The organism is Anaerohalosphaeraceae bacterium, from assembly GCA_037479115.1.
In the GTDB taxonomy this organism is placed as follows: Bacteria; Planctomycetota; Phycisphaerae; order Sedimentisphaerales; family Anaerohalosphaeraceae; genus JAHDQI01.
The window spans coordinates 12,487-32,932 of sequence record JBBFLK010000028.1; the positions used below are offsets into that span (position 1 = coordinate 12,487).

Here is a 20,446-nt window from a genome sequence, read left to right on the forward strand (position 1 = left end):
TTATGCATATAAACAAAACAAGGCATACAGTATCCATATATTGGAGATTTTTCTTGTTTTTCTTACAAGAAAAAAGCAAAGAATTTTCTCCGATAATTTTATATACTGAAACTCCCGAAATACTACATAGATATGGACTTTAAGGAATAAGATGATGAGCACGCTGGACCCGCGAGTGATGCCCGACTGGCAGATTGCCGAAGCCGCCGAAGAAAATATGAAACCCCTTTACCAGCTGGCCCGGGATTTGGGGCTGGCCTACGGCGAATTGCTTCCGATGGGGGAAAAACTGGCTAAACTGGATTATAAAAAGATTCTTGAGCGGCTTCGTTTTGCCCCGAATGCCCGCTACATCGACGTGACGGCCATTACCCCAACCCCCTTAGGCGAAGGAAAGACCACGACTACTATCGGTCTCGTGCAGGGGCTTGGCAAACTGGGCAAACGTGTGGTCGGCACGATTCGCCAGCCCAGCGGCGGCCCGACGTTCAATATCAAGGGTACGGCGGCTGGCGGTGGGCTTTCCCAGTGCATTCCGCTGGTTCCGTTTTCTTTCCGGCTGACCGGCGATATCGAATGTGTCACAAATGCCCACAATTTAGCAATGGTTGCTTTGACGGCCCGGATGCAGCATGAGCGCAATTACGATGACGAACGGCTGGCCAAAATCGGTCTTCGCCGGCTCAATATCGACCCGGAGAATGTGCAGTGGAAGTGGGCGATTGATTTCTGCGCGCAGGCCCTGCGGAACATCACCATCGGAAAAGGCGGCAAAATGGATGGAGTACAGATGGAATCCGGCTTCCAAATCTCCGTCTCCAGCGAGGTGATGGCCATTCTGGCGGTGGCCAAAGGGCTTGCTGATATGCGTCAGCGAATGAGTAAAATTGTGATGGCCTATGACAAAGACGGCAACCCTATCACAACCGCCGACCTGGAGGTGGACGGGGCGATGACGGCCTGGATGGTGGAGGCCCTTAACCCCAACCTGCTGCAGACCATTGAAGGCCAGCCCATTTTGGTTCACGCCGGCCCATTTGCCAATATTGCTATCGGTCAAAGCAGCATCATCGCCGACTTGGTTGCCTGCAAGCTGGCGGATTATGTCGTCACCGAAAGCGGCTTTGGGACCGATATCGGCTACGAAAAGTTCTGGAATCTCAAATGCCGGATGTCAGGCCTGAAGCCCCATGCAGTGGTGATTGTGGCGACGGTTCGTGCCCTGAAAATGCACGGCGGCGGACCGGCCGTCAAACCCGGCGCCCCGCTCAGTATCGAATATACGCGAGAACACCTCGAACTGCTCGAAAGGGGCTGCGAGAATCTGGCCGCCCATATTGAAATTGTCCGCAAGTCCGGTATCCGGCCGATTGTCTGCATCAACCGCTTCAAAACAGATACGGATGCGGAATTGAATTTTGTCCGCCGGTTTGCCGAAGACCACGGGGCTGAGGCGGCTGTTTCTGACCATTGGCTTCGCGGCGGAGAAGGGGCTCTCGAACTGGCGGAAAAGGTCGCCGCCGCCGCACAGGAGGAGCGTGATTTCGATTATTTATATCCCCTCGAGATGCCTCACAAAGAGCGAATCGAACTGATTGCGACGCAGATTTACGGCGCGGATGGAGTGGTGTTTGAAGAAAAAGCCCTTCAAAAATTGAAAAAGATTGATGAGGACCCTCTCCGCCGGCAGCTGGGGACCTGCATGGTCAAGACTCACCTCAGTTTGTCCCACGACCCGGACCTCAAAGGCCGTCCGCGCGGCTGGAAACTGCCGATTCGGGATGTGATGATTTATGAAGGCGCCGGCTACGTTGTTCCGATTGCCGGCGACATCAAACTCCTGCCCGGAACCGGTTCTGATCCTGCCTTCCGACGCATCGATGTCAATGTCAAAACCGGAAAGATTCAGGGTCTGTTTTAGTCGGCTCAGCTCCTGAATCATCCAAGTTCTTTCTGCAGGAAAAACTGGACACAGCAGAGAGGGTATTTATAATCGTCAAGCAATGAATTTGATGACGAAAGAATCTGGGTCTTCTTCTGTTGTTGGGCTTATTCTGGCGACGCTGCTGGCATGGGGCCTCTTTTTCGTTCGGATTGAGTATCCGGAACTGAAGAGCGTTCATGAGGCCCGCGTGGTGGTGACGGCGGACAATATGGTCCGAAGCGGCGATTGGATTGTTCCGGTGTTTAATGACCGGATTCGCCTGGAAAAGCCGCCTCTGCCGTATTGGGTGGTCGCCGCGGCTCGTTCCATAGCCGGAAAAATGGAAGAGCCGGTTTTTCGACTGCCCTCTGCGCTGCTCGGATTGGCCGGCGTGCTGATGGCGGCGGTCTGTGCCGCACATCTGTTCGGCAGACGGACTGGTTTGCTCACGGCACTTTTTGTTTCACTGACGCTTAGTTATCTGATTGAATCCCGCAGCGCCGAAGTGGATATTTATCTTACCTTTACTGTGACCTTGTCGCTGCTGGTTGTTTCCATTATTTTCTGGGGAACCGAACGCCGGGATTGGCTGTGGCTGGGGTTGGGAGCGTCGGCTGCTCTGGGCACCCTGGCCAAAGGCCCGGTGGTGTTCTTTTTTGTGGTGCCGATGGCGGCAGGGGCCCTCTGGCTGTTTCCGGAAAGACGCCCGCGGATTGGGTGGCTGCTGGGGGCTCTGCTTGTTTTTGCAGGGCTTTCTCTTGTTTGGCCGCTTTTGCTGATTCAGCGTCTCGGTCTGGAGACGGTTTGGCAGGTTTGGTTTTCGGATATTCATCGAAATGTGGAAGCCGGCGTACACAGTCGGCGTCCGTTTTATTTTTATCTGACACAGTTTCCGCTGGCAACTTTTCCGTGGTCAGTGACGGCGTTGGCCGCTTTTTTTCTGCCTTTGTGGAAGGAAGTTCGTCCGGACCGGGTTCTGAGGCGAAAAACGCTTTGGCTGAGCCTAACCATAGCAGCGGCCGTAGTTTGTTTTTCCTTTGTGGGGAAAAAGAAGATTGATTATCTGGCGCCGCTGCTGCCGATGGCGGGGATTTTGACGGCAGCGGCCTGGGGGCAATTCAGTCGAAATATTCAGCAGAATGCTCCCTCTGCGAGAGCCAATCGGGGGCTGTTAATTGGCCAGTCCGTTCTTCTCATCTTGGCGGGACTGGCTGTGGCCGGATATGCGATGTTGGATCCTTTTCGGAGGACGGTTTTTCTGCTGACGGCCGGAGGGGGGCTGGTTTTGGGCGGGGCGGTTTCCATTTGGTTTCTTTTGCGAAAAGAGCTGTCGGCGGTTTTGATTTCTCAGGCCGCCGGCCTGCTGGTCGGCGGATATGTGCTTTTTGGTTTTTTGCTTCCGCGAGAAGATATTCGCCTCTCCCCGGCGCGTTTCTGTCAGCAGCTTCGCCAGGTCATCGGGGATAAACCCGTCGTTTATTTTGAAGGGAGGGATGATACCCTTGTTTATCATCTGCGCCGCCCGATTCCGTCTCTTTTCGGGTCGGAAGAGCTTCTGGAGTTTTTGCAGAGACATCCGGACGGATTTGTGATGGTTCGCGGAAACAGACTGTCTGAAGCCCGACAGATTGCCCCTCATATCGTTTTTTTCTACCCTCAGGGAAGAAAGAAGGATATCCTGCTGCCCGATGTACGGGCTTCCCGTTTGGATGAGGATGACTATGAAGCAGGCGACGAGTCAACCGAGATTGGGGATTATTCCGGGCTGTATATCCTGACGGCGAAAGACTGGCCGTCTCCGCCGGTTGAGTATCCGTCGTTTGAGGCCTTTGTTCCCCCTTGGCTGACGATGGAGCTGCTGTGGGTGGTCTTCGGCCTGGCGGCACAGACGCTTTTCTTTCTGCGTTTTTTTGTCCAGTGGATTGCATCCGAAAGGGCGGGTCAGAGTGTCGTGCCGGTTGTGTTCTGGTGGTTCAGTCTGGCCGGCGGTCTGATGCTGCTGGTCTATTCGATTTATCGCCGGGACCCGGTTTTTATTTTTGGTCAATCCGCCGGTGTGTTCATTTACTTGCGAAACCTGTGGCTGATTTATAAGCAGCGTCTGGCGGAGGTTTCTTCAGAACCGAGTCTTTCGGCGGAGGACTCGGAGGGTCGTATTTCGGATGCAAAAAAGACACCCGGGGAGTCAAACTGATATGAATCCTGTAGAATTGTCGCTGGTGATTCCCGCCCGCAATGAAGAGGAATCGGTCGGGCCGCTGCTGAAGCGGATACGGGAGGTTTTCGAGAAATCCGGTCTTTCCTTTGAGGTGATTCTTGTGGATGACGGAAGCACAGACCGGACACTGGAAATTCTGAAGGCCGAACAGAAGACGACGCCCTGGCTTCGAATTCTCAAACTGGACGGCCCGCACGGCCAGACGGCAGCGATGTGGGCCGGTTTTCAGGCGGTTCGGGGGCGGATTGTTGCAACGCTGGATGCAGACCTTCAAAATGACCCGGCGGAAATCCCCCGTCTGATGGGGATGCTCGACCAAGCCGATGCCGTGTGCGGCTGGCGGCAGAAGCGGCAGGACCCCTGGCTTCGCAAGGTGTCCACAAAAATCGCCAACTTTGTCCGCAACAAGCTGACGGATGAAACCATTCACGACTCGGCCTGTTCGCTGAAGGTTTACAAGCGGTGCTGTCTGGAGCGGCTGCCGTATTTTGAGGGGATGCACCGCTTTATGCCTACGCTGGTCAAGATGCAGGGTTATCGGGTCATTGAGGTGCCTGTTTCACACCATCCCCGGTACGCCGGACGGGCCAAATACGGAGTCTGGAACAGACTCTTTCGGGCGTTTGGAGATTTGCTGGCCGTTCGATGGATGAAAAAGCGGTTCATCCGCTGCCGAGCGGAAGAGATAACGGCCGGTTCCTGATGCGGCTGCCGGTGATGGGGGGCAAATGGCACTATCGCGAGGGGTTAGAATGCCTCATCGAGCCGCCAGTCGTAGTTGATCATTTTGAAGGTGACGGGGGTGTTCTCGAGAAATTGAATTTCTTCGGCGCTCAGATACCGCGCCAAAAAGTTCAGCCAGGCCCGCTGAAGCTCCGGATAGTCCCGAAACCGCCGAATGGAAGCGTATTCCGATTCGAGGAAAACCGTCCGCTTGGTTTGGAAGAGGACGGACAGGGAAACGGTTTGTTCCTGCCTGTTTAAGATATATCCCTGCGGGCTGAACAGATATTTTCGCACCTGGTCATCCAGCTGCCGGTCGAGTTTACTGCCTCGATAGGCCTCATTGCGCTGCCGTCCGCCGCCCAGACTGGCATAGGACAGGACAAAGCAGACCCGAGGGTCTTTCGTGCGGGCCAGGAGGAATTCCTGTTCAATCTCTTCCAAATTGTACTGAAGCCCCTGCACCCAGAAGTAGTTTTTGGTCCAGGGGCTGGAAATATGCATTATGCTGTTATTCGGGTATCGAATCATGTACCATTTCGGCTGGATGGGGTAATTATCCACAATCAGCTGGAGAGTGCAGAGGTTATAGACATTAATCCAGAAGGCGGTTTTGTCCTCCTGCGAGAGGGCCATCAGGTGCAGCGGGTTGATTTCTTTGAGCAGACGCATGGCCGGAAGCAGTTCAAGACGGTTTCTCCGCAAGGCGGCATACCGAACCAGCCCGTCTTCCGTTACATAAGTGGAGAAGATGCGGTCGCACAGGTCAAAAAATTCCGGAATGCGGCTGTCTGCCTGTTCATCCACGATGGTCGAAACGCCGGCTGTTCCATTCCCGTTGGGCCCTGGGCTGTTTGGCTCCGCAGGAGCAGCAGGGGGGGGTTCGGTCTGGTTGGGAATAGAGTTTGGTTCGCCGGTTTTTTCCTGCCCGAAAGCGGACCTCTCCAGCGTCAGCAGCAGGGCGGCAGGCAAAAGAGATATAAAAAGATAATAAAATATCCTTTTCATCGGATTCCTTTTCACCATTCTATAAATATATACGTTTTTACGTTTCTCTTACAATTTTTTCTAATTAGAAAGGAATGATTCCGACACTTTCCTTTTTCGGTCAAACACCCCCTTTGTTTGAGGAGAGATTCCGGTCTTTGGTGATTCTTTGGATTATGGGACCGTAAAATCCGTGAAATCGCAAGTCTGGGGCTGCTTAAATCCTTGACAGAATGGTGATGAGGGGCTATTCTTTGCGTACTCTCGTATATTGTGGATACATTAAATTCGTTTTCTGAAGGTGCAAGCCGATGAAAAGGGTCGTTTTCCTTCTGGCCGCAGGGGTATTTGCTTCATTCGCACAGGCCGTCGTTCCAACAGAAACCATCACAGCTGTTCGCCTCCGGGCCGAGTCCGGTTCTCAGATTTCCGAGCAGGACCGAGCGGAAATTGATAAGTTTCTTTTGTCTGCCCTGAATGGGATTTTTTTAGCGGAACAATCGGAAGAAATGGCCAAAACCCGCCGGCAGATTGTCGAACAAAAGGGTACGAAGGATTTGAGTCTGTATGCCACGGCTTATCTGACGATTTTGCGGGAGCGCCTGAGCGGGTTGGCTCAAACGGCCCCTGAGCGTATTGAAGACCCTGCCCGTCGGCGGATGGTGCGCCGAAATCTGGCCATTCTGGTTGCCGAACTGCGAAGTCTGCTTTTGGCGGATTTCGGGGTTTTGTGGTCGCAGGATGAGGATGCTGTGGTGCGCTACTGGGCGGTCAAATCGCTGACCGATCCGGAAATCGCCAAACAGCTTAATTCGGAAACAACCGCCAATCCGGAAGCGGCTCAAAAGATTTTCGGGGCGCTTCAGTCTGTGATTCAAAACGAGCCGCTGCCGGAGATTCTGGCCATGACGGCCGGTTTTGCCGCGGCCTGGCAGGACGGGCGTTCCTCAGAGCTGCTTGAGCGGCTGACGGCTCGTCGGCTGGCCGATTATACCCAGTGTCAGGAGAAGAGCGCCTGGGTGGATGGGCGGATTCTGGCGGCTCTGACGGACAAATATGTGTCGGCCAGACTGCCGGAGGAGAAAAGCGCAGCAGGCCGCCGATTTGCCCTTTTGCTCAGTGCCGTCATGCAGCGATGGCTCCAGGATGAGGCCGCCGGCGGAAAAAATCTTTCCGAAGAGGCCCGCACCCAGCTGATTACGGTACTGGCGGAGACGGAAGACCGTCTGCTGCCGAAGCTGGAGATTTCAGCGGCCGGCATTCGCCGGGCTTTTGAACGAACGGGCGGATTGCAGGCGGTTTATGAGGATCTGATGGGAACGGTCGGCCGGCGGGGAACCCTGCCGACGCGACTGGGCATTGATTTCGGGCGGGATGCGGACGGTCGGCCTTTAACGGTGCCTCCGACGCTGCCGAACTGCTTTGCGTCGCCGGCTGCTCCTTCCGCCGGGTAGCCGGTTGCATTCCCGTCCTCCTTCCTGAGAGGCATCAAAGGAAATGAGCCGTGAGTCGTTTGAAAACGCAGCCGACAACCAAACCGATTCGCTGGAAACGAAGGGGGATGTTCGGCGTGCTGATTCTGGGGCTGCTGGCGGCATCCTGCCGACCCAAAGATTCGTCTTCTCATTCTGAGATTCTTTTCCAGCAGCGTTCCCGAGCCAAGATTCAGACCCTCGACCCGGCCCAAATCGGCGATGTGCCCACCGATGAAGTTTCACGCGAATTCTTTGAAACGCTGTATTATTATCATTATCTCAAGCGTCCGTACGAACTGGTGCCGCAGCTGGCTGCTCAGATGCCGGAGATTTCCGAAGACGGCTGCACCTATACCATCCGGATTCGTCCGGATGTTTATTTCCACGATGCGCCCTGCTTTCCGGGCGGCAAAGGACGGAATGTGACGGCGGAGGATTTCATCTATGCCTGGAAGCGGATTGCGGATGTCAAGACCGCCAGCAAGAACTGGTGGATTTTCGACGATCGGATTGTAGGCCTCAATGAATTTCGCGAGTATTCCAAAACCTGTGAAAAAGGGCGGGTGGATTACTCCCGACCGGTGGAGGGGCTGGAGGCGGTTGAGCCGCATCTGCTGCGAATCCGACTGATTCGTCCGTGGCCGCAGCTGATTTTCTGGCTGGCCCACGTGCCGACAGCACCGATGGCCCGCGAGGCGGTCGAGTACTACGGGGATGAGATTCGCAACCACGCCGTCGGCACCGGACCGTTTGTTCTGAAAAAATGGGTGAAGGGCAGTTATATTGAGGCCGTCCGAAATCCCTCCTACCGCCCCGATTTTTATCCGACCGAGGGAATGCCGGAGGACGTCGAACAGGGGCTTCTGGCGGATGCAGGTCTGCGCGTGCCCTTTCTTGACCGGATTATCTGGCGCATCATCGAGGAAGACCAGCCCCGCTGGCTGATGTTTATGCGGGGGCGGATTGACATCAATTCCATCCCGAAGGACAATTTCGGACAGGCTGTTGCTTTCGGTAAGACCCTTACGGAGGATATGAAGCGCAAGGGGATTCGGCTGCAGACGTTTATTGAGCCGAATGTGTTTTATGTGTCTTTTAATATGAGCGACCCGATTCTGGGCAAGAATAAGCCGCTTCGGCTGGCGATTAATTATGCGATAGACCGGGAAAAATTCATTGAGCTGCTGATGAACGGCCGGGGGATTGTCGCCCATGGGTTTATTTCGCCGGCGATGGAGGATTATGACCCCAACATCGTGCAGGTTTCCCGCTCTGTTTTTGACCTGGAGAAGGCCCGCACCTGGCTGCGTGAAGCCGAACGGATTCACGGCGGCCCGATACCGCGGCTTCGGCTGGCGGTCGGCGGCACGGATACGACCTATCGCCAAATCGCCCAGTATTTTCAGCGAAATATTCAGGAAATCGGTCTTCAGGTCCAGATTGAGGCGTTCGACTGGCCGACATTTCTGGAAAAGATGCGAACCAATCAGCTTCAGCTGATTGGCGGGACCGGCTGGATGGCCGATTATCCCGATACGGAAAGTTTTCTGCAGGTTTTTTACGGTCCGAATGCCCCCTGGCCCAACAGCAGCAATTATTCCAGCCCCGAATTTGACCGGCTGTATGAGCAGATTCGCGTTCTGCCGCCTTCGCCGGAGCGGACCCGTTTGTATCGGCAGGCCGAGCGGCTGGTTATTGAAGATATGCCTGTCGCCTTTGTGTATCACCGCATCGGCTATATTCTCTATCACGACTGGGTCGGAAATTTCAAGCCGAACGCCTATAAAGCCGAATGTATGGGGGGAGGATTCGCCAAGTATTATCGAATCGATGCGGACAAGCGCCGCGCCTATTGGAAGCAGTACGAATGAAAAAAAGAACCGTTCAAATTCGACCGGCCGCCATGGTTTTGCTGGTCCTGGCCGTCTGTTTGCCGGCCGGATGCCGCAGGAGACCGGATTCCTCCGCTTCGGAACGGATGGTCATCCGGGTGCCGATGTTTTCCAAGATTCAGACGCTCGACTGCGGCAACCTGACCGATGTCTATTCCATTGGGGTGGCCTCGCAGATTTACGAATCCCTGTATGAGTACCATTATCTGAAGCGTCCGGTCGAGCTGGTGCCCCTCCTGGCCGAGGATATGCCGGACATCAGTGAGGACCATCTGACCTATACCATCCGCATCCGAAAAGGCATTTTCTATCACGACGACCCCTGTTTCCCCGACGGCAAAGGGAGGGAGGTCAAGGCGGCGGATTTTGTCTTTGCTCTCAAGCGCATTGCCAACGTCAAATATATGAGTCAGCGGTGGACCGACTGGAACGGACGCATCGTCGGACTGGATGAGTTTCGAGAGTACACCAAGGGGTTTCGGCGGGAGTCGGATGTCGATTACAGCGTGGAGGTGGAGGGGCTGCGGGCCCTCGATGATTATACGCTCCAGCTGAAGCTGACCAAACCCTGGCCCCAGCTGATTTGGTATCTGGCCTCCGCCGTCACGGCTCCGGTCCCGCGTGAAGCCGTCGATTATTACGGCAAAGACATTATGTATCATCCCGTCGGCACCGGTCCGTTTCGGCTGAAGGTCTGGGAGCGGGGGTTTTATATCGAACTGGTTCGCAATGAAAAATGGCACGGCGGAACTTATCCGACGGAAGGCGAGCCGTCTGATTGGGAGAACGGCTATCTGGAGGACGCCGGCAAGCCGCTTCCGTTTGCGGATGCGATTGTGTATCGCGTCATTGAGGAGTTTCAGCCCGCCTGGCTGATGTTTCTGCGCGGCGATTTGGACATTATGCAGATTTTCAAGGACAACTTCGCCCAGGCCGTCAATCCGGATACCTTGACGGCTACGCCTGCGATGGCCGAACGCGATATTCGGCTGCTCGTTTTTGACGACCCGTCGGTTTTCTGGATCGGCTTTCATATGCAGGACCCTGTTCTGGGCCGGAACAAACCGCTCCGGAAGGCGATTAGCCGGGCAATCGACCGCCAGGCCGCCATTCGCCTGTTCTTTAACGGGGTGCACAAAGTGGCCTATGGCTATCTGCCGCCGGGACTGGAGGAATATGACCCCAATATTGTCCATACCGATTATGCCAAATATGACCCGGCGGAAGCCCGTGCGCTGCTTCAGGAAGCGCAGCAGATTCACGGCGGGCCCATTCCGCCCCTGACTATCGCCATTCCGGGCACATCCAATCTGGACCGTCAGATCGGGCAGTTTCTGCAGAAATATCTGGCGGATGTCGGTCTGCAGCTCCGCGTGGATTATATGGACTGGCCGACCTATCTGGACGGGCTGAACAAGGGCAAGCTTCAGATTTTCTTCAGCGGGGCCAGCCCGAGCATCCCGGACTCTCTCGATATGCTGATGGCCTTTTGTTCGTGGAACTGGGGGTACGGCGGCAACCATTTCCATTATTCCAATCCGGAATTTGACGCCCTGTACCGGCAGGCCGAGCCGATGTTTCCCGGTCCGGAACGAACCCGCCTGTGCCGTCAAATGGAGCGAATTATGCTGGAGGACTGTCCGGCTGTCTTTCTGAATCACCGTGTCGCGATTGCGATTATCCACGGCTGGTACAAAAACGCCAAACCCCATGAGTTTTCCTACAATACCGCCAAATACAGAAGGATTGACCTGGAGAAGCGAAACCGCTATAAAGAACTCCTGAAAGAACTCAAAAAGAAACCAAAATGACTGTCTATATTATCCGAAGACTGCTTTATACGGTTCCGATTGTCGTCGGCGTGCTGCTGCTGACGTTTTTCCTCTTTTCCGTTGTCGGCGGGGATATTTCCCAACAGATTGCCGGCAAAAACGCTGATGCGGAAACCATCGCGGAAATCCGCCACGAGTACGGGTTCGATAAGCCGCTTTTCTGGTCGCTGGACAGTCAGTTTATTGACCATTTCCGCAAAGCCCTGACGTTCAATTTCGGACGGGCCCTGGACCGCGAGAAAATCAGCGACAAAATCCTCCGCGGGGTCGGGCCGTCTCTGTCTTTGACGGTTCCGATGTTTCTGGGGACGCTGGTTCTGTCGATTTCGCTGGCCCTGATGGTGGCGTTCGTCCGCGGCAGCTGGCTGGATGTGGCGGCGGTGGTGCTCTGTGTGGCCGGAATGAGCATCCCGTATCTGAGTTTTATCATCTACGGCCAGTACATCTTCGCCTACAAACTGGGCCTTTTTCCGATTATGTATATGCCCGAAGAGTCCCTTCTGACCAGTCTGGCTCTGCCGGTGCTGATCGGCATCGCCGCCGGTCTGGGCGGCAATCTTCGGTTTTACCGCACGATTGTCCTGGATGAAATGCGAAGCGACTATGTGCGGACGGCCTTTGCCAAGGGGCTTTCCACATCCAAAGTCCTTTTCAAACACGTGCTCAAGAACGCTTTGATTCCGATTATTACCAGCGTGGTACTCTCGATTCCCTATCTGTTTTTGGGGTCTCTTCTCCTGGAGCGGTTTTTCGGAATCCCGGGCTTGGGTTCCCTGATGATTGAGGCGATTGCCTCCCGCGATTTTTTTATTATCAATGCGATGACGTTTATCTTTTCGCTGCTGATTGTGGTGTTTACCTTATTGACGGATATCTGTTATGCCTGGGCTGACCCGCGAATCAAACTCGAATAATTCGACCCATCAGCCGGGAACGGAAGAGCATATCCCGCCGGGCCGCTCTCTGTGGGCCGATGGGATTCGCCGTCTCCGCAAACAGCGGCTGGCTGTCGTCTGTTTTTGGGTTATTGTCTTCTATCTGGCTTTGGCCGTTTTTGAATGGATTGCGGAGGCCCGCAAATGGGAAACTCCGGCCTTTATTCGCTGGAATGAGATTGTCGGCCCGTCCTATCAGAAGCCGATGGTTCCCTATGAGTGGACGACGGCGGACGGCAAAACGGAAATCCGCCGCGAATGGATGGGGACGGACTTTATGGGCCGCTCGACCCTGCGCCGGACTCTGTATGGGGCCAAGACCTCCATTACAGTGGCCCTTTGTGCATCGCTGATTAGTCTGGCCATCGGCGTGCCGCTGGGAGCTGCCGCCGGCTATTTTCGCGGCTGGCTGGATGAATTGATTATCTGGCTGATTTCCACCCTCAGCACGATTCCTTATCTGCTTTTGCTGATGGCCTTTGCTGTGGTGCTGCGGGACAAGACCATTTTCGGGCTGGAACTGCGCGGCATTACGAGTGTCTATCTGGCAATGGGGCTGACGTCCTGGGTGGGCATCTGCCGGCTTATCCGCGGAGAGTTTATCAAACGCAAAGAGAGCGAATATGTCCTGGCCGCCCGTGCGACCGGCTGTTCCAATGCCCGCATTATCTTTTCCCATCTGCTGCCGAATGTGTTTCACATTATTATCATCGACTTGTCGCTTCGGTTTGTCCATTTCATCCATGCCGAAGTGATTTTGAGTTTTCTGGGGCTGGGGGAAACCGACAAGCCCAGCTGGGGGGCGATGATTGATGCCGCCCGGGCGGAACTGGCCCGCGACGTCTGGTGGGAGATGACCGCCGCCACGATTGCCATCTTTCTGCTGTCGCTGGCCCTGAATCTGTTCGGCGACGCCCTGCGAGACTGTCTGGACCCCAAATTGAGGGTGGACTGAGATGACGGATATTCTTTTATCCATTCAGAATCTTTCGACGCACTTTTCCACGGAGCAGGGGCTGGCCCGGGCCGTTCAGGAAGTCAGTTTCGACATTCTGCGCGGACAGACAGTCGCTCTGGTCGGCGAAAGCGGCTGCGGCAAAAGCGTTACGGCTCTGTCCATTCTGCGGCTGGTGCCTCAGCCGCCGGGGCGCATCGTTTCCGGACGCATTGTCCTCGAGGAGCGCGATTTGCTTTCTCTTACGGAATCTCAGATGCGGCGCATCCGCGGCAATGAGATTGCGATGATTTTTCAGGAGCCGATGACCAGTCTGAATCCGGTTTTTACTATCGGCAGCCAGATTGTCGAGGCGATTCGGCTGCATCAGAAAAAAACCGCCCGTCAGGCCCGTCAGGCGGCTGTGGAGATGCTGGCCAAAGTGGGCATTGCCGACCCCCAGCGGCGATTTGATGAATATCCGCATCAGCTCAGCGGCGGAATGCGGCAGCGTGTGATGATTGCGATGGCGCTGTCCTGCATGCCCAAGCTGCTGATTGCCGATGAGCCCACCACGGCCCTGGATGTGACGATTCAGGCCCAGATTCTCGACCTGCTGCGCCATCTGCGGCAGCAGCAGAAGATGAGCATTCTGCTGATTACTCACGATTTGGGGGTGGTGGCGGAAAATGCCGATTCCGTCGTGGTGATGTATGCCTCACGGGTTGTGGAATCGGCGCCGGTGGAGCCGCTGTTTGCCAAGCCGCTGCATCCTTATACGCGGGGACTGCTTCGCTCGCTGCCGCGGCTCAATGAGCGGCGAGAGCGTCTGGAGGTTATTCCCGGAACGGTACCCAATCCGGTGGATTTTCCCTCCGGCTGCAAGTTTCATCCCCGCTGTTCTATCGGGTGTCGGGACAGGCGATGCCAAACTGAGGAGCCGCCCCTGAAGGAAGTGGTGCCGGGCCGCCGGGTCGCCTGCTGGTATGCGGAAGGATACGGAGGATAAACGGATGGTGTCTGCGGAGAAAAAACCCCTGCTGGAGGTTTGGGACCTTAAGACCTATTTTCCGATACGTGTCGGCTTGTTCGGCCGCACGGCGGGTTTTATCCGGGCTGTGGACGGCGTCAGTTTTCGAATCGACTCGGGTCAAACGCTGGGGCTGGTAGGCGAGAGCGGCTGCGGCAAAACCACAGTGGGGCGGACGATTCTTCGGCTGATTCCCGCCGTCGGGGGCCGGGTCTTTTTTGACGGGACGGATGTGCTGTCGGTGCCGGCCGGCCGGCTCAAGCCCCTCCGCCGCCAGATGCAGATTATGTTTCAGGACCCGTACGGCTCCCTCAATCCTCGGATGAATGTCGAGGCCATTGTCGGAGAGCCGCTGAAAGTCCACGGGTTGGCTTCCACCCGGCAGCGGCGTCAGCGTGTCGTCGAACTGCTTGAGCAGGTCGGGTTGTCCCGCCGCTATCTGGACCGCTATCCGCACGAGTTTTCCGGCGGACAGCGGCAGCGCATCGGGATTGCCCGCGCCCTGGCACTCGGCCCCAAATTCCTGGTCTGCGACGAGCCGGTCAGTGCCCTGGATGTGTCTATTCAGTCTCAAATCATCAATCTGCTGATGGATTTGCAGAAGCAGCTGAATCTGACCTATCTGTTCATCGCCCACGATTTGGCGGTGGTCCGCCATATCAGCGACCGGGTGGCGGTGATGTATCTGGGACGCATTGTCGAGCAGGCCTCTCGGGATGCCTTGTTTGAACAGCCCCTTCATCCTTACACGCAGGCCCTGCTGAGTGCGATTCCCGTCCCAGAGCCGGGCCGCCGCCGCAAACGCATCGTCCTTAAGGGCGAGGTGCCCAGTCCCGCCAATCCTCCGTCCGGCTGTCCGTTTCACCCGCGCTGTCCGTTGGCCGAAGCCCGGTGTGCCCGGGAGGAGCAAACCCTGGCGGAATACGAAAAAGACCACTGGGCGGCCTGCTGGAAGGCGGGCACCCCGCTGGATTGACAAAAACCGGGCGGCCGTATACAATAGAATAGAAAGGAAAACAGCAAACCTATGGAAGCTTCGAACCGGCTTACGCTGACGGAACAGGACGGAGCGGCGATTGCGACCCTGAATGCGGAGTCGGTCAATCTGGCGGAACTGGAGACGATCGCCGGCCTGCTCCGCGAACATATCGCCTCCCGGCGGCCCCAGCGTTTAATTATCGATTTGAGCCGGGTTCGTTTTCTTTCGTCGATGATGCTCGGCCTGCTGGTGGATACCTGGCGGCGTCTGAAGGAGTACGGCGGGCGAATGCGAATCTGCGGCCTTCAGCCCCATCTGATGCGGGTTTTTCGCGTGACTCATCTGGACCGGATCTTTGAATTTTCTTCGGATTGTGCACAGGCCCTCGAATGGTTTCGTCAGAATCCGTAATGGATTCTTCGTATAAAAAAGGGAACAATAAGGAAAGGAGCCGACCGTGTATCTGGACACCCAATTTTCGATTTTCATGGTGAATAAGCCCGGTGTGCTGGCCCGTATTTTGAAGGAAATTGCGGAGGCCAAAATCAACATCGTGGCGCTGACCATGACGGATTCGTATGAACACGGCGTAATGCGCCTGGTGGGAGACGGTGCCGACCGAGTGCGGGCGGTTCTCAAGCGTCTCAACCTCCAGTTCAGTGAAACGGAGGTGCTTTGTGTGAATCTTCCCAACCATGCCGGGGCGCTGGCGACGGTTACGGGCAAGCTGGCGGATGCCCATATCAATATTTCGTATGCCTACTGCACGGCAGGCGCTCGCGGCGGACGCACAACCGGCGTTCTCAAGGTGGCCGATGTCGCCAAAGCGATGAAGGTCCTCGAAGGGCATCTGGAGCCCAAAAAGAAGAAAACCGAACAGTCTGTCCGGCGCAGTCCGACGGTCCGGCGGTAATCGGTCCGCGTTTCTTTTTTGGAAAAGGAATGGTTGCGAAAGGATGGGTTTTATGAGAAAGGATGTCTTATCTTTTGTTTTTGTCGGATTATCAGGTTTGACATCGGCGGTTTTTGCCGCAGACTGGCCGCAGTGGCGCGGTCCGGGACGGGATGGAAAGGTGCAGGGGTTTTCCGCTCCCGCCCAGTGGCCGACGGAGCTGAAGCAGCAGTGGTCCGTGCCGGTAGGGCAGGGAGTCGCCACTCCCGCCCTCGTGGGCGAACGACTCTATCTGTTCACCCGGCAGGGCAAGGAAGAAGTGATTTTGTGTCTGGACGCCCAAACCGGAAAGGAAATCTGGTCCAGCCGCTATGAGGCCGTCGCGGTCACCGGTGCTCCGGGTCGGTTTCCGGGGCCACGCAGTTCCCCGGCCGTCGGGGAGGGCAAGGTGGTCACCCTCGGCGTGGGCGGCGTGGTGTCCTGCCTGAATGCCGAAGACGGAAAAGTCCTGTGGCGGACAGACCCCTATTCCGGTGCCGTCGTGCGGTTTTACACGGCGGTTTCGCCACTGATTGCTGACGGAATGGTGATTGTTCAGCTCGGCAAAGAAGACAACGGCGGTGTCATCGCCTATGATTTGAATTCCGGTCAGCCCCGCTGGCAGTGGACGCAGGAAGGGCCCTCCTATGCCTCGCCGGTTCTGTTGACGGTCGAGGGGAGCCGGCAGGTTGCTGCCTTTACCGACAGGAAACTGGTCGGGCTGGCTCTGGGCGACGGTAAGCTTCTTTGGGAACTGCCGTTTCCGCCGCTGGAACGCTCCTACAATTCCGTCTCTCCCATTGTCGATGGACAAACGGTCTTCTATTCCGGCGCTCAGCGGGGAACGTTTGCCGTCCGGGTGGAAAAGCAGGCCGACGGCTTTTCAGCCCGCTCGCTCTGGGAAAACAAGGAGGTGACCGCCAAATACAATACCCCGGTTCTTCATCAGGGCTTCCTCTACGGCCTTACGGACACCGGCTATTTGTTCTGCCTGAATGCATCCGACGGCACACTCGGCTGGCGCAGCCAGACCCAGTATGACCGCAGCGGCTTTGGCGCGATTGTGGATGCCGGCTCGGTTTTGATGTTTTTGTCGCCGACCGGAGATTTGGTTGTGCTGGAGCCCAATCCGAAGGAGTTTAAGCAGCTCGCCTCGTATAAGGTTTCCCAGACGCAGACCTATGCGCATCCGGTCCTTGCAGGCGGACGCATCTACATCAAAGACCAGGAAAACCTGATTCTCTGGACGCTGGAATAGGCCAAGGAGTTTATCGCACGCCGGTGTAAAACGCCGGAGGTTTTTCGCCCATTCGGTTGATCAGTGTGCCGATGCCTTCGATGGTGCATTCCATCACATCGCCGGGCTGCAGGTAGCGTCCGGTCGCGGCGCCGACCCCGTGCGGCGTGCCGGTGGCTATCACATCCCCCGGCTCCAGCGTCATCAGGTGGCTGAGGAAGGAAACGATTTCATAAACGGTATAAATCATTTCGGCGGTGGAGGCGTTTTGCCGCACTTCGCCGTTGACTTTCAGCGTCATCGGAAGGTTCTGCGGGTCGGCGATTTCATCCGCCGTAACCATCCACGGTCCCAGCGGCAGGAAATCGTCTGACCATTTGCCCATCAGCCATTCATAAAAATCCTTTTCGCCGCCCGCTTCTTTTGGCCGGCCGAAGGTTACCGAGCGGGCCGAAATATCATTGGCAATCGTATAACCGGCAATCACGTTTTTGGCCCGTTCCGGGGAGAGCGCACGAGCCGTCTTTCCGATGATGACCGCCAGTTCAATCTCATAATCCACTTCGTCGCTGTACAGGGGCCAGAGAATTGTTTTCTGATGTCCGCAGGCCGCCGTCGGAGGCATCATAAACGGCCGAATGGGACTTTTTCTGCCCGTCAGATTCGGCAAGTCCTTGTACCGACCCGTTTCCTGAATGTGCTGCGGATAGTTTCCCGCCAACGCCAGAATCTTATTGGGCTTTGGAATCGGAGCCAGCCACATCAGGTTGTCATAAGGAATTTTTTCTGTCGGCCGCTCCAAAACCTTCTGGAGCGTCTCCATTGCTGAGCTGCCTTTAATCAGGATTTCCTTAACGCTGTGAAGGCGGTTTTTCGGGTTATCCTGAGTGGCGATGGGGATGTCAATAAACCCGTCCGGCGTTACAATGCCGCAGGTAACGCGATTGTTGTAAAAACAGGAGGCAAGCTTCATTCCCGACCCTTTCGAATAAAGCCGGATCCTCCGCGAGCCGCGGGAGGTTCCTACAGGTTGTTATTTTGGCGCTTTTTACGGTATTGGAATTCCTTGAAAAAACCTTTGTTTTCTTCTCCATTACCCTATAATCTATCGGATATCCTTTCAAGCAACTTTTGGGAGAATCTGGATGATTTGTTCGGCCGCGATTCAGAGGGAAACCCCCAGCCGCACAAACCGGACAGATATATGTGGACAGGCACGGTCTTGTATATGTCTGTGTTTGCTTTTTTGGGGGTTTCAGTCGGCATCGAACGCGGCGGCATCCTCTTCCGGGCCTTCTTCTGAGCTGATTTGGAAGTCTTTTCAAACTCGTCCAGTACCGCAGTGGCTACCGGAGGCGAAGTTCGGCATTCTTATCTGCTGGGGGCCGTACAGCGTACCCGCCTATGATAACGAATGGTACTTTCGAAATATGTATCTTGAAGACCATCCGGTTTATCGGCATCATCGGGAAAAATACGGAGACCCATCCGGATTCGGCTATAAGGATTTTTTCCCGCTCTTTAGGGCGGAACGTTTTAATCCTGAAGAATGGGCGGCCCTGATGGCAGAAGCGGGGGCACGCTTCGGCGGTCTGGCGGCCGAACATGCCGACGGGTTTTCGATGTGGGCCAGCCGAATCAACCGCTGGAATGCAATGGATATGGGGCCTCGACGAAACATTGCCGCCGAGCTGGCAAGTGCGTTGGAAAAACGCGGGCTGAAGGTGGTGCTGAGCTTTCATCATTCGTCCAATCTCCTCCCGAACACGTTTCCCGCCAAAGCAGGTTGGGATACGGCAGACCCTCAATATGCCGACCTGTATGGAAAGTTTCTCGACCCCGTTGTGGGGTTTGAACGCTGGCTGGTCAAAATCCAGGAGGCCGTTGAGGCTTGCAGCCCCGATATGGTCCTTTTTGAGTCAGGCCTTGAGGGGATTCCGGATTCTTACAAAAGTCGGTTGGCCGCCTTCTTTTCCGGACAGCAGGAGCCATTTGTTTTAGCCGGGCTGCCGCAGGATTTTTCCGCAGGCGCAGGAATTCCGATTCTGGAACCGGCACGCATTCAGACAATCCAGCCCTCTCTCTGGCTGGCTGTTGATTCCATCGGCACAGACAGCCGGTGTTTTACTGAGTCGCTGCATTTGAAATCGCCCCGGGAGCTGATTTATCAAATGATTGATGTTGTCAGCAAAAAGGGAGTTTGGCTTTTGACCATCAGTCCTCGTGCCGACGGAACAATCCCTTCGGATCAGCAGCAGATTCTCTCCGAGATTGGGCGGTGGCTTCGGGTCAATGGAGCGGCGGTTTATTCGACCCGCCCCTGGGACTTTTACGGAGAAGGTGGTGTTTCCCCTGGTTTGGATGAAACAGCATCCGTGCTTCGGTTTACTGCTGATGATAGGGCGCTTTATATCATCATATTCGGCTGGCCGCAAAGTCCTTTGCGGCCCAGGTCCCTGCAGGTGCGTGCCTCCGATTCCCGGTCCCAAGTCACCCTTTTGGGCTTGTCTGATTCCTTGACGTTCCGCGTTGACCGCAATCGCCGATTGGAAATCGATGTGCCCGACCTTCCCCCCTCGCAGCGTCCCTGCCAATATGCGTATGTCTTCAAATTGGAAGGGTTTGATATCCAGGCCGACCCCTTTTACGGGCCTGATGCACTGGTGCTCGAAGCCGCTGCCGCACTCCTCGAAGGAGAACGTCTTCACCGCCGGGAACAAAGCGGTTTGCCCCGGATTATCTGGGAGGACCCGCAGGAGAAAATCCATTGGCTTGTTTCTGTTCGAAAGGCCGGACGCTATGCGGTTCGTCTGGAGGGTTCTGCGGCGATTGGACCGGTTTCGCTGATGCTTTCCTGGAGTTCGGAAAGACTCCAGTTTGTGTTTCCTCGAACAGAGGGCTGGGAAACGCTCCGGTTTGCGGAGGCGGGGACCATCCGCTTTCCGCGGGCGGGAGTCTATCACCTGACGCTTCAGGCAGGGGATTTGAAAAACTGGCGTCCGGTTAATCTGGGCCGGATTCGTTTGGCACCTCAATAGGAGCTGTGTATGAAAATCGCAAGACGTACATTTCTCAAGCAGACTTTGTGGGGATTAGGCGGCATTCTGCTCGGCTGCCGGAGAACGGAGAAAGAATCCGGACCGGCTTTTTGGAATCCGTATGAGAAGGTACCGCTGGGCCGCACGCCCATCCGGCTGTCCCGGGTCGGGTTGGGAACGGGAATGCGGGCTTCGGGCCGGATGTCCAATCAGACCCGCCTCGGACAGGAAAAATTCACCGAGCTGGTCCGCACCTGTCTGGACCGGGGGATTTCGTGGTTTGATGCGGCGGACCTGTACGGCAGCCATTC

The 20,446-nt window shown here is 55.8% G+C and carries 17 protein-coding genes; 15 read left to right on the forward strand and 2 right to left on the reverse strand.

Annotated elements, in window-relative coordinates:
• Positions 1-151: 151 nt before the first annotated feature.
• From WHS88_11225 to WHS88_11235, 3 genes are all read left to right on the forward strand, one after another.
• Positions 152-1,921, forward strand: a complete 1,770-nt coding sequence (locus tag WHS88_11225; protein ID MEJ5260748.1) for a formate--tetrahydrofolate ligase — start codon at positions 152-154, stop codon at positions 1,919-1,921.
• Between the two features lie 91 nt (positions 1,922-2,012).
• The gene (locus WHS88_11230) at positions 2,013-4,118 is read left to right on the forward strand and encodes a lipid-A-disaccharide synthase N-terminal domain-containing protein (GenBank protein MEJ5260749.1); all 2,106 of its coding nucleotides are present in this window, start codon (positions 2,013-2,015) and stop codon (positions 4,116-4,118) included.
• A 1-nt stretch (position 4,119) separates the two neighbouring features.
• Positions 4,120-4,845 (forward strand): glycosyltransferase family 2 protein, encoded by a 726-nt coding sequence (locus WHS88_11235; GenBank protein MEJ5260750.1) that lies wholly within the window; start codon positions 4,120-4,122, stop codon positions 4,843-4,845.
• Positions 4,846-4,889: 44 nt separating this feature from the next.
• Here the strand turns inward: WHS88_11235 and WHS88_11240 are convergent, their stop codons facing one another.
• A complete protein-coding gene (locus WHS88_11240) occupies positions 4,890-5,873 on the reverse strand; it encodes a DUF547 domain-containing protein (protein ID MEJ5260751.1) in 984 nt (327 codons plus the stop codon).
• A gap of 290 nt (positions 5,874-6,163) precedes the next feature.
• Between WHS88_11240 and WHS88_11245 the strand changes: the two genes are divergently transcribed.
• From WHS88_11245 to WHS88_11290, 10 genes are read left to right on the forward strand one after another with little or no spacing between them, the layout of a single operon-like run.
• Positions 6,164-7,306: a hypothetical protein gene (locus tag WHS88_11245; protein ID MEJ5260752.1), complete on the forward strand. Its 1,143-nt coding sequence runs from the start codon at positions 6,164-6,166 to the stop codon at positions 7,304-7,306.
• 50 nt (positions 7,307-7,356) lie between these two features.
• A complete protein-coding gene (locus tag WHS88_11250; protein ID MEJ5260753.1) occupies positions 7,357-9,198 on the forward strand; it encodes an ABC transporter substrate-binding protein in 1,842 nt (613 codons plus the stop codon).
• Positions 9,195-11,030, forward strand: coding sequence for an ABC transporter substrate-binding protein (locus WHS88_11255; protein ID MEJ5260754.1), 1,836 nt, complete (start codon positions 9,195-9,197; stop codon positions 11,028-11,030). Before WHS88_11250 ends, WHS88_11255 begins: the two co-directional genes overlap by 4 nt.
• Positions 11,027-11,965 (forward strand): ABC transporter permease, encoded by a 939-nt coding sequence (locus WHS88_11260; GenBank protein ID MEJ5260755.1) that lies wholly within the window; start codon positions 11,027-11,029, stop codon positions 11,963-11,965. The genes WHS88_11255 and WHS88_11260 overlap by 4 nt, the downstream gene beginning before the upstream one ends.
• Positions 11,931-12,941: an ABC transporter permease gene (locus tag WHS88_11265; GenBank protein MEJ5260756.1), complete on the forward strand. Its 1,011-nt coding sequence runs from the start codon at positions 11,931-11,933 to the stop codon at positions 12,939-12,941. Before WHS88_11260 ends, WHS88_11265 begins: the two co-directional genes overlap by 35 nt.
• Before the next feature lies 1 nt (position 12,942).
• On the forward strand, positions 12,943-13,929 hold the full coding sequence (locus WHS88_11270) for an ABC transporter ATP-binding protein (protein ID MEJ5260757.1): 987 nt from the start codon (positions 12,943-12,945) through the stop codon (positions 13,927-13,929).
• Between the two features lie 4 nt (positions 13,930-13,933).
• Entirely contained in the window at positions 13,934-14,926 is a 993-nt protein-coding gene (locus tag WHS88_11275; GenBank protein MEJ5260758.1) for a dipeptide ABC transporter ATP-binding protein, read from the forward strand.
• Between the two features lie 51 nt (positions 14,927-14,977).
• Positions 14,978-15,340, forward strand: a complete 363-nt coding sequence (locus WHS88_11280) for an STAS domain-containing protein (protein MEJ5260759.1) — start codon at positions 14,978-14,980, stop codon at positions 15,338-15,340.
• Positions 15,341-15,386: 46 nt separating this feature from the next.
• Entirely contained in the window at positions 15,387-15,842 is a 456-nt protein-coding gene (locus tag WHS88_11285) for an ACT domain-containing protein (protein ID MEJ5260760.1), read from the forward strand.
• A gap of 52 nt (positions 15,843-15,894) precedes the next feature.
• A complete protein-coding gene (locus tag WHS88_11290; protein ID MEJ5260761.1) occupies positions 15,895-17,118 on the forward strand; it encodes a PQQ-binding-like beta-propeller repeat protein in 1,224 nt (407 codons plus the stop codon).
• A gap of 10 nt (positions 17,119-17,128) precedes the next feature.
• Here WHS88_11290 and WHS88_11295 read toward each other — a convergent pair whose 3' ends face one another.
• Positions 17,129-18,070: a fumarylacetoacetate hydrolase family protein gene (locus tag WHS88_11295; GenBank protein MEJ5260762.1), complete on the reverse strand. Its 942-nt coding sequence runs from the start codon at positions 18,068-18,070 to the stop codon at positions 17,129-17,131.
• A 334-nt stretch (positions 18,071-18,404) separates the two neighbouring features.
• Here WHS88_11295 and WHS88_11300 point away from each other — a divergent pair, with 334 nt between their 5' ends.
• Both WHS88_11300 and WHS88_11305 read left to right on the forward strand, forming a co-directional pair.
• Positions 18,405-20,135, forward strand: a complete 1,731-nt coding sequence (locus WHS88_11300; GenBank protein ID MEJ5260763.1) for an alpha-L-fucosidase — start codon at positions 18,405-18,407, stop codon at positions 20,133-20,135.
• Between the two features lie 9 nt (positions 20,136-20,144).
• Positions 20,145-20,446, forward strand: a 302-nt coding sequence (locus WHS88_11305; GenBank protein ID MEJ5260764.1) for a hypothetical protein, incomplete at its 3' end; no start/stop codon positions are given.

Bases quoted from the DNA above. Each gene is read 5' to 3' on its own strand.
- WHS88_11225 (MEJ5260748.1), top strand. From the start codon at position 152: ATGATGAGCACGCTGGACCCGCGAGTGATGCCCGACTGGCAGATTGCC.
- WHS88_11230 (MEJ5260749.1), top strand. From the start codon at position 2,013: ATGACGAAAGAATCTGGGTCTTCTTCTGTTGTTGGGCTTATTCTGGCG.
- WHS88_11235 (MEJ5260750.1), top strand. From the start codon at position 4,120: ATGAATCCTGTAGAATTGTCGCTGGTGATTCCCGCCCGCAATGAAGAG.
- WHS88_11240 (MEJ5260751.1), bottom strand. From the start codon at position 5,873: ATGAAAAGGATATTTTATTATCTTTTTATATCTCTTTTGCCTGCCGCC.
- WHS88_11245 (MEJ5260752.1), top strand. From the start codon at position 6,164: ATGAAAAGGGTCGTTTTCCTTCTGGCCGCAGGGGTATTTGCTTCATTC.
- WHS88_11255 (MEJ5260754.1), top strand. From the start codon at position 9,195: ATGAAAAAAAGAACCGTTCAAATTCGACCGGCCGCCATGGTTTTGCTG.
- WHS88_11260 (MEJ5260755.1), top strand. From the start codon at position 11,027: ATGACTGTCTATATTATCCGAAGACTGCTTTATACGGTTCCGATTGTC.
- WHS88_11265 (MEJ5260756.1), top strand. From the start codon at position 11,931: ATGCCTGGGCTGACCCGCGAATCAAACTCGAATAATTCGACCCATCAG.
- WHS88_11270 (MEJ5260757.1), top strand. From the start codon at position 12,943: ATGACGGATATTCTTTTATCCATTCAGAATCTTTCGACGCACTTTTCC.
- WHS88_11275 (MEJ5260758.1), top strand. From the start codon at position 13,934: ATGGTGTCTGCGGAGAAAAAACCCCTGCTGGAGGTTTGGGACCTTAAG.
- WHS88_11280 (MEJ5260759.1), top strand. From the start codon at position 14,978: ATGGAAGCTTCGAACCGGCTTACGCTGACGGAACAGGACGGAGCGGCG.
- WHS88_11290 (MEJ5260761.1), top strand. From the start codon at position 15,895: ATGAGAAAGGATGTCTTATCTTTTGTTTTTGTCGGATTATCAGGTTTG.
- WHS88_11295 (MEJ5260762.1), bottom strand. From the start codon at position 18,070: ATGAAGCTTGCCTCCTGTTTTTACAACAATCGCGTTACCTGCGGCATT.